The organism is Timonella senegalensis JC301, from assembly GCF_000312125.1.
Taxonomy (GTDB): domain Bacteria; phylum Actinomycetota; class Actinomycetes; order Actinomycetales; family Cellulomonadaceae; genus Timonella; species Timonella senegalensis.
Window position 1 is genome coordinate 37,344 of sequence record NZ_HE978643.1, and the last position, 8,513, is coordinate 45,856.

General features: G+C 62.5%; 7 protein-coding genes. 6 read left to right on the plus strand and 1 reads right to left on the minus strand.

The window, feature by feature from the left end; translation table 11 throughout:
* Positions 1-156: 156 nt before the first annotated feature.
* Positions 157-2,307, plus strand: coding sequence for a 1,3-beta-galactosyl-N-acetylhexosamine phosphorylase (gene gnpA, locus HGSM_RS07920; RefSeq protein ID WP_019148210.1), 2,151 nt, complete (start codon positions 157-159; stop codon positions 2,305-2,307).
* Between the two features lie 127 nt (positions 2,308-2,434).
* On the opposite strand, the gene HGSM_RS07925 is transcribed toward gnpA, so the two are convergent.
* The gene (locus HGSM_RS07925) at positions 2,435-3,220 is read right to left on the minus strand and encodes a DeoR/GlpR family DNA-binding transcription regulator (protein ID WP_040594960.1); all 786 of its coding nucleotides are present in this window, start codon (positions 3,218-3,220) and stop codon (positions 2,435-2,437) included.
* A 132-nt stretch (positions 3,221-3,352) separates the two neighbouring features.
* On the opposite strand from HGSM_RS07925, the gene HGSM_RS07930 reads away from it, so the two are divergent.
* From HGSM_RS07930 to HGSM_RS07950, 5 genes are all read left to right on the plus strand, one after another.
* On the plus strand, positions 3,353-4,237 hold the full coding sequence (locus HGSM_RS07930) for an SIS domain-containing protein (protein ID WP_019148212.1): 885 nt from the start codon (positions 3,353-3,355) through the stop codon (positions 4,235-4,237).
* On the plus strand, positions 4,237-5,154 hold the full coding sequence (locus HGSM_RS07935; RefSeq protein WP_019148213.1) for an ROK family protein: 918 nt from the start codon (positions 4,237-4,239) through the stop codon (positions 5,152-5,154). Before HGSM_RS07930 ends, HGSM_RS07935 begins: the two co-directional genes overlap by 1 nt.
* Positions 5,151-6,086, plus strand: a complete 936-nt coding sequence (locus HGSM_RS07940) for a 1-phosphofructokinase family hexose kinase (protein ID WP_019148214.1) — start codon at positions 5,151-5,153, stop codon at positions 6,084-6,086. The genes HGSM_RS07935 and HGSM_RS07940 overlap by 4 nt, the downstream gene beginning before the upstream one ends.
* A complete protein-coding gene (locus HGSM_RS07945; protein ID WP_019148215.1) occupies positions 6,086-6,922 on the plus strand; it encodes a class II fructose-bisphosphate aldolase in 837 nt (278 codons plus the stop codon). The genes HGSM_RS07940 and HGSM_RS07945 overlap by 1 nt, the downstream gene beginning before the upstream one ends.
* 203 nt (positions 6,923-7,125) lie before the next feature.
* Complete coding sequence (locus HGSM_RS07950; RefSeq protein ID WP_019148216.1) at positions 7,126-8,472, plus strand: ABC transporter substrate-binding protein; 1,347 nt, start codon at positions 7,126-7,128, stop codon at positions 8,470-8,472.
* Positions 8,473-8,513: the final 41 nt, after the last annotated feature.

The following is an 8,513-nucleotide window of genomic DNA, read 5'->3' on the forward strand; positions in this document are numbered from 1 at the left end:
CTGGTGGAGCGGCCGGGGCGAACTGGGGACGTCCATCCGCGCAGTCACACCAAACCAAAATGATTGAAAGTGCTTGAAACAATTGACCTGCAATCATTAAATTGCATAATCTTGGGTGAGCGGCAACTGCCCCTCCACATCGTTTACAGGAGCACCATGGTCAACCACGGACGTCTGACCCTACCCACCGAGGTCGGCGCTGAAGCGCAATCCATCGAACTGATTGCACGCCTCGGCGCTGATGCAATCCGCAATAGCGACGGCACCGAGTTGCCGGAAAACGCTGGCGACATGGTGGATAAGGTCTATGCCACCTACTTTGTGGCGCGCGGCGACCAAGACTGGGCCGAGTCCCACATGGATGAGCTCCAGCAGCTCTACCTACTCTCGGACCGCCACACAGCGACCAGTGCCTCCCTCGTTATTGATCCGAGGAAGGGGTTCCTGAAGGACCAGATCAAGCCCGACACCGATCACGACCCAAAGGTCTGGTGGGAGGTGCGCAACCGGACCACGGGAGAGGTCGTCCCCGTGGAGAACTGGACGCTCGGTGCAGATGGAGCCGTGACGATCAACGGCACCACGCCGTATCACGAGTACACCGTGGCGTTCCTGGCGTGGAAGACCTGGGACCCCACGCAGATGTACAACTACATCACCAACAACTGGGAGGGGACCGACCGCGTCAAGGAACTCCCATACGATGCACGCCACGAAGCCACCTGGGAGCACATGAAGTCGGCGCTTGACGCCTGGCTACCCGCTCACCCGGAGGTTGACGTGGTCCGCTTCACCACGTTCTTCTATCACTTCACCCTGGTGTTCAATGACCAGGCCAAGGAAAAGTTCGTGGACTGGTTCGGCTACTCCGCGTCGGTCTCCGCCGCCGCAATCGAGGAGTTCGAGCGCGAGCATGGCTATCGCCTCACTCCCGAGGACTTCGTAGACGCGGGCTTTTACAACTCGCCGTTCCGTGTCCCGTCCAAGGCGTTTAGGGACTGGCAGGCCTTCCAGCACCGCTTTGTCACGGATCGGGCACGCCAGCTCGTGGAGAAGGTCCACGCGAGCGGCAAGGAAGCCATGATGTTCCTTGGCGACAACTGGATCGGAATCGAGCCGTATGGTCCTCACTTTGATGAGATCGGCTTGGACGCAGTGGTGGGTTCCGTGGGCTCGGCCGCAACCACCCGCATGATCGCCGATATCCCTCACGTCAAATACACCGAGGGTCGCCTGCTGCCTTACTTCTTCCCGGATGTGTTCAGGGAAGGCGGTGACCCAGTGGGTGAGGCTCAGAAATGCTGGGTCGACACCCGCCGGGCGATCCTACGTTCCCCGCTCGACCGCATTGGATACGGCGGCTACATCTCGCTTGCACTCAAGTTCCCCGAATTCATCGACTTCACCGAGTACGTGGTGGGCGACTTCCGCGCGATCCACGACGCCGCCGAGGGCGGCGAGCAGTGGTCCACGGGCATCACCGTGGGTGTTCTCAACAGTTGGGGCTCGCTGCGCACCTGGCAGACCCACATGGTCGCGCACGCGCTCCCGTACAAGCAGATCGTCACCTATTTGGGCGCGCTGGAGGCGTTGGCCGGAATGCCAGTGGACGTTAAGTTCCTGAGTTTCGACGATATTGCCACTTCCGGCGTCCCCTCCGATATCGATGTGCTGATGAACGTCGGAACCGCCGGCACCGCTTTCACTGGTGGCGAGGTGTGGCGTGATGCCGCATTGCAGGCAGGGCTGCGCGAGTGGGTCGCCCAGGGCGGCAGCCTCATTGGCGTGGGCGAGCCGACATCCGAGTTTGCGAACGGTCGCTTCTTCCAGCTCGCCGACGTGTTCGGTGTGGACCGTGAACTTGGCTTCTCCCTGTCGAGCGACAAGTACGTGGACGTTGCCGCCGAGCACTTCATCACAGCTGACATGACTGAGCAGTTTGCTCCCGGAGATGGCGTGCGAGACGTCTACCCTGTTACGCCTACCGCCGAGGTGCTGAACTTTGATGGCGGCCAGGTGCAGATTGCCGCGAACGAGTATGGTCGGGGCCGCGCCGTGTACTTCAACGGTCTTGAGCACAGTGCTCAGAATACGCGCCTGCTGTATCGCGCAGTTCTGTGGGCGGCGCGGCGCGATGCGGACGCTCCAGCGTGGTGGACGAGCGACCCCCGCACGGACGTGGCTGCATGGGGTGAGCGCGCTGTTGTGGTGAACTCGACTCTCGAAATGGTGACCACGACCGTGACTGCTCCGGACGGAACCACAACAGAGGTGACGCTCGAGCCAGCGCAGTCACACTGGTTGTAGGCGGGACCTGACCTGAAGCATAAGTAACGAGGAGGTGCCCACCGGGTGGGCCCCTCCTCGTTACTTTTTGTCTGCATAGTGGGGCGCTGCCCGCAACCCGCGCATCTTACGCGGCCGCAGTGCAAACCTAGACGGTGATGACTGTGACGCCCGCGTCCTCAAACTGGGTTTTCATCTCGCTGGGGAGGGCGTCATCCGTGATGAGTGTGGAGATCTCCGAGACGTCGCAGATTCGAGCGAAGGCGGTCTGCCCGATCTTGGACGAGTCAGCAACGATGACTACCTTCTTGGCGACTCGCACGAAGGCGGAGTTGATGGCTGCTTCACCCTCGTTGTGCGCCGCTGCTCCGTGGACGGGATCGATCGCGTTGACGCCGAGGAACAGCGTGTCGATCGTGATTTCGGACAGGATGAGCGTGGCCAGGGGGCCGGTGAGCTCGTAACTGTGGGGGCGGGCCACGCCTCCCGTGACGACCACCTTGACGCGTGGCCGCACTGTGAGTTCGTTGGCGATGTTCACGGCGTTGGTGACCACGACGATGCGCTGTTCCCCGACAACGTCGTCGGCGGTCTCGAGGAGCGCGATCTCTCGGCCGACCTCGGTCGTGGTGGTGCCTCCGTTGAGGCCCACGACCTCGCCGGGTTTGATCAGCTTGGCTGCCGCACGGGCGATCCGGGACTTTTCGTCGGCGTTGCGGCCCGTCTTGTACCGCAGCGGCAGGTCAGAGGACGAGGGGTGCAGCCTGGCCCCACCGCGGGTGCGGGTGATGAGCTGCTGTTGGGCGAGCGAGTCAAGGTCGCGCCGCGCGGTTGCGGGCGAGATATCGAGGACCTCGACGATGTCCTCCACGCGTACTTCTTCGCGCTCGAGGACGAGGTCAAGTAGCGCAGTCAGTCGCGCGTGACGATTCATCAGCACTCCAATCATTTTTACTCAGTTTGATCCTATCAGCCTAGCCATTTCTGATTGCTTCTGGTTAGAATGATCAGGAAATGATCGACTTTGATCATTTCCTGATCGAAACTGCTTAGAACTGGAGTCATCGTGGCAAGTGAAAACACGATCGCTGAGATCGCGTCTCAGCCTGAGGTCTGGCAAACTGCCGTTGACCTGCTGCCTTCCGTCGAAGGCCTGCCGCTCAATGGTGAGCGTGTCGCCGTCATCGGCTGCGGAACCTCGTGGTTCATGGCGCAGAGCTACGCATTCCTGCGTGAAGAACTCGGCCTCGGTGAAACCGACGCGTTCACTGCTACCGAGTTTCGTTCGGACCGCACATATGACCGCATCCTGACTATCTCCCGTTCGGGCACCACCACGGAGATCGTCGAGCTGCTCTCGCACACGAGCGTGCCTTCGACACTGATCACTGCAGTGGGTCAAGGCCCAGCCGCCGCCCATGCGGACCACGAGATCGTCCTGTCCTTCGCGGATGAGAAGTCGGTTGTCCAGACCCGCTTCGCCTCCACGGCTCTGCTGCTCCTGCGCACCTCCCTTGGCGTCGATGCCGCCGGCGCAATCGCAGACGCCGCGACCGCCCTTGAAACCGAGATCCCAGTAAGCTGGGTCCAAGCCGACCAGATTTCCTTCCTTGGCACCGGCTGGACTGTTGGCCTCGCACACGAGGCCGCGCTCAAGCTGCGCGAGTCCTCCCAGTCCTGGACCGAGTCGTACCCGGCTATGGAGTACCGCCACGGTCCCATCGCAATTGCCCAGCCTGGACGCCTGACGTGGTGCTTCGGCGAGGTTCCAGAGGGTATGGCTGAGCAGGTTGCGGCAACCGGTGCGGAGCTTGTTACCTCCGACCTCGACCCGCTGGCTCACCTCGTCATCCTGCACAGGCTCGCGGTAGAACGTGCGACTGCCCGCGGCCTCGACGCAGACACCCCACGCTCGCTGACGCGCGCAGTCATCCTCACCGAGAACGACTGATGTCCGCGGCCATCGCGATCGACGTGGGCGGGACTTCCATGAAGTCCGGCCTTGTTGACGCGGCCGGCCGGGTGCTCTCGCACACCAGCACTCCGACTCCGGGCTCTGTCCCCGCGCTCCTGGAGGAAGTGGCTGCGCTTGTGGCTCGCCACGAGCGCGAGGCGCTCGGGCTTGGCCTTGGTGGGTCGCTTCCGGTGGGCCTTGTGGTTCCCGGGATTGTCGACGATATGGCTGGGATTGCGGTCCACTCCGCCAACCTGCACTGGGACGACGTGCACATGCGCGACCTCGCCTCGGCACGCCTCGGACGCCCAGTTACCTTTGGGCACGACGTGCGCGCGGGGGCCCTTGGCGAGATGAGGCTTGGCGGGCACGCGCGCTCCATGGTCTATGTGGCTGTGGGCACGGGTATCGCCGCGGTTATCGTGCTCGACGGCGTCCCGCTGGTTTCGGGTGGTTGGGCCGGGGAGATCGGTCAGCAACTGGTTATTGATCCGAACTCCACGCGACGAGTTGCCCTCGAGCAGGTTGCCTCTGCGGGGGCGATCGCATCGCGGTACGCGCAGGCGAGTGGCCGCGAGGTCGCTGGTTCGCGAGAGGTATTCGAGGCCGCCACCGCGGGTGACTCCGCAGCTGCGCGCGTCATAGACACCGCACTCGAGTACCTAGCGGAATCGCTCGCGGATCTGTCCTGCGCACTAGGACCACTCCCGATCGTGATCGGTGGCGGGCTGGCAAAAGCAGGGGAGCCCATGGTCTCGGTTCTGCGAGACAAGGTCGCCGAGTTACTCGATGTAACCCCCATGCCAACAATTACGACGGCAACACTTGGGGCATCGTCGCAAATCATTGGAGCCGCGCTAGCGGCCCTGGACGCGGCTGGAACGCAAGTGCCGGACGCGCAGGAGGCGTCATGATCATCGCGATTACTCCAAACCCGGCGCTCGACATCACGTACACGACCCCCGAGCTCGCCATAGGCGAGGTCAACCGGGTAGAGGTGCGCAGGCGGGCCGGCGGCAAGGGCATCAACGTCGCACGGGTGTTGCACCAACTTGGCCATCCAGCCACCGCAATGGGCGTGCTCGCGGGCCTGCACGGCCAGGCGATCGCGCAGGATGTGCGGGAGTCGGGTCTGGCCGCTCGCTGGAGCTGGCAGGCGGGCGAATCACGCGCCACGGTCAACGTGGTGACGAGCGATGGCAACTCGACGATGCTCAACGAGCCCGGTGAGCAAATCGACCCCCAAACGTTCGGCGAGCTCGTGGGTGAGGTGCGCGCGAACCGGGGGACCGGGGTGGCGACCATTTCGGGATCGCTGCCACCGGGCATGACCGAACCGCAGCTCGATGTGCTGCTTCACGCAGCGCGCGAGGTCGGAGCGGTCATCGCGGACCTACAGGGCCCAGCGCTTCTGCGGGCGGCCGAGGCGGGGGTTGACCTGCTCAAGCCCAACCGCCAGGAACTACTGGCGGCCACGGGGGAAGCGGACGTGGAAGCAGCAATCGGCCAGGTCCTCGCCCGAGGTGCGGGAGCCGTAGCGCTTTCCCTAGGGGAGGACGGGCTACGCCTAGCGGGCGAGGGCTTTGACGCTCGCGCCTGGCTTGACACCCCCATCGTGGGGAATCCAACGGGCGCCGGGGACTCCGTGGTTGCCGCGTTCGCTCGGGCGCTTGATCAGGCGCGGCTCGGGACCACCGGGGCGCTGAGGGATCCGCAGTGGCGCGTGCAAGCACTTCGCGAGGCTGTTGCTCTATCCGCGGCCGCCGTGGCCGCTCCACTCGCGGGGGAATACGACGCCGCTCTCTATGAACAACTGCTACAGCACGTTCGATGGGAAGAAAACTAATGCCACTCGTTCCACTCGCCCACGTAGCCCAGGAGCGCGCAAGCGTCCGTGCAGGGCTCGGGGCCTTCAATGTCATTCACCTAGAAAACGCCGAGGCGTTCGTGCGGGCTGCCGAGAGAGTCGGGCAACCTGTGGTCTTGCAAATCAGCCAGAACGCGGCCACCTACCACGGGGCGCTCGGACCCATCTCGCTGGGCACACTCGAGGTGGCGCGCAGGGCTGAGGTTCCAGTTGTGGTCCACCTCGATCACGCCGAGGACCTAGACCTCGTCTATGAGGCAATCGACCTGGGGTTCACCTCGATCATGTACGACGGTTCGGCGCTCAACTACGACGACAACGTGCGCAATACCGCGGATGTTGTGCGCCGTGCGCACAGCGCAGGAATCTCTGTGGAAGCAGAGCTCGGCAAGGTCGGGGGCAAGGACGGAGTGCATGCCCCGGGAGTACGCACCGATCCCACCGAAGCAGCAGCGTTTGTTGCTTCGACCGGGGTGGACGCGCTCGCGGTCGCAGTGGGCACCTCGCACGCAATGACAACGCGTAATGCGGCCTTGGACCTCGAACTCATCGGGGCAATGCGCCGGGCGCTGGATGTTCCGCTTGTGCTCCATGGCTCGTCTGGTGTCTCGGACGAGGGGATGGTGGCAGCGATCCGTGCCGGCATGACCAAGATCAACGTGTCCACCCACCTCAACAAGATCTTCACGGCCCAGGTTCGCGAGTACTTGGACGAGAACCCGGCCGTGGTGGACTCGCGTAAGTACTTTGGGCGAGGAATGAATGCGGTTCAGGACGAGGTGGCCCGGCTTTTGAGCTTGTATGCGGCGCCATAAACCGCTTTGCGGCGATTTAGTGACGTATTGCCGCAAAAGATCTTCAAGTGGACTGATAAATGATCTTTTCTGATCATTCCAACTAGGTTATGATCAAAACAAACAACTAAGTTCGCTAAGTTGTCACAAACGAATCACCAGCACGACCTTGCATGAACACGCTAAGTGATCCAACTGTTTGGACCTCAAAGAAGAGAGTAGAAATGTTCAAGTCATCACGTAAGTGGGCTGCAGTAGCCGGAGTAGCAACTGTTTCAGCACTGGCACTGACCGCTTGTGCCGCGCAGACGCCAAGCACCGGCGAGGGAACCCCGGGTGCATCCACGGACGCGGGCAGCGGAACCCCAGTGACCATCGAGTACTGGCACCGCCTGCCATCGGTTGAGGGCGCGAAGACCGTGGACGACATGGTTGCCGAATGGAACAAGGAAAACCCAAACATCCAGGTGAAGGCCACGGCGCTGACAGGTTCTGCGGGCGAGTCCTACCCAAAGATCTCCGCAGCGGTTGAGGCTGGGAACGCCCCGTGCCTTGCGCAGATCGGTGTGGACCGTGTCCCTGACCTTCTGTCGACCGGACAGCTCCTCGACGTGACTGAGCAAGCCGCCCAGTACAAGGACAACTACCTCGAGTACGCATGGGGTCGCACCACCTTTGCTGGGGCAACCTACGGTCTCCCACAGGACACCGGACCACTCGTCATGTACTACCGCACAGACCTGTTCAAGGAGTACGGCATCGACGTGCCGACCACCTGGGACGAGTACAAGGAAGCTGCCAAGACTGTCCGAGAGAAGAACCCAGACGCCTACATCCAGGCATTCCTTCCGGACGAGGCAATGTGGATGATGGCTCTGTCGCAGGCAGCGGGCAGCACGTTCTGGAACATCGAATCGGATGCCTGGAAGGTTGCAATCGACTCGCCAGAGAGCCAGAAGGTGGCCTCCTACTGGCAGGACCTCATTGACACTGACCTGGTAACGAACATTCCTCGCTGGGACCCAAACTTTGACAAGGGCCTGAACGAGGGCACCCTGGTCGCCACCATCGGTGCCTCATGGGAAGCACCGCTCATCGCCGGTTCCGCCCCTGAAACCAAGGGCAACTGGGGTGTTGCACAGCTGCCAGCTTGGGACGCTGCAAACCCAATGGTCGGTGAAGACGGCGGTTCCGTTGTTGGAGTCCTCAAGGGCTGTGAGTTCCCGGCCGAGGCGCTTGCGTTCACCGATTGGCTGAACACCAACACCGCTGACCTCATGCCACTCGGACTGTTCCCGGCTACCCCGGCACCGGCTGACGGGTTCGCTACGCCAGAAGGACTCAAGGAGTTCTTTGGTGGGCAGGACATCTACGCTGAGTTCTCCACCGCCAACAACAACGTCAACGTGAACTGGTCGTTCTCCCCAACGACCGGTGTCACACTCACCGGACTGCAGGACGGCATGGGCAAGCTTGCCCAGAACGGCGCACCTCTGCCGGAGCTCTTCAAGGCGGCACAGCAGGCTTCCGTCGATTCGCTGAAGGCCGCTGGCATCAACGTCACCGAGTGACGCGTTTGAGGGCCTGACCGGCCCGCCTCCTTTAACTCCTG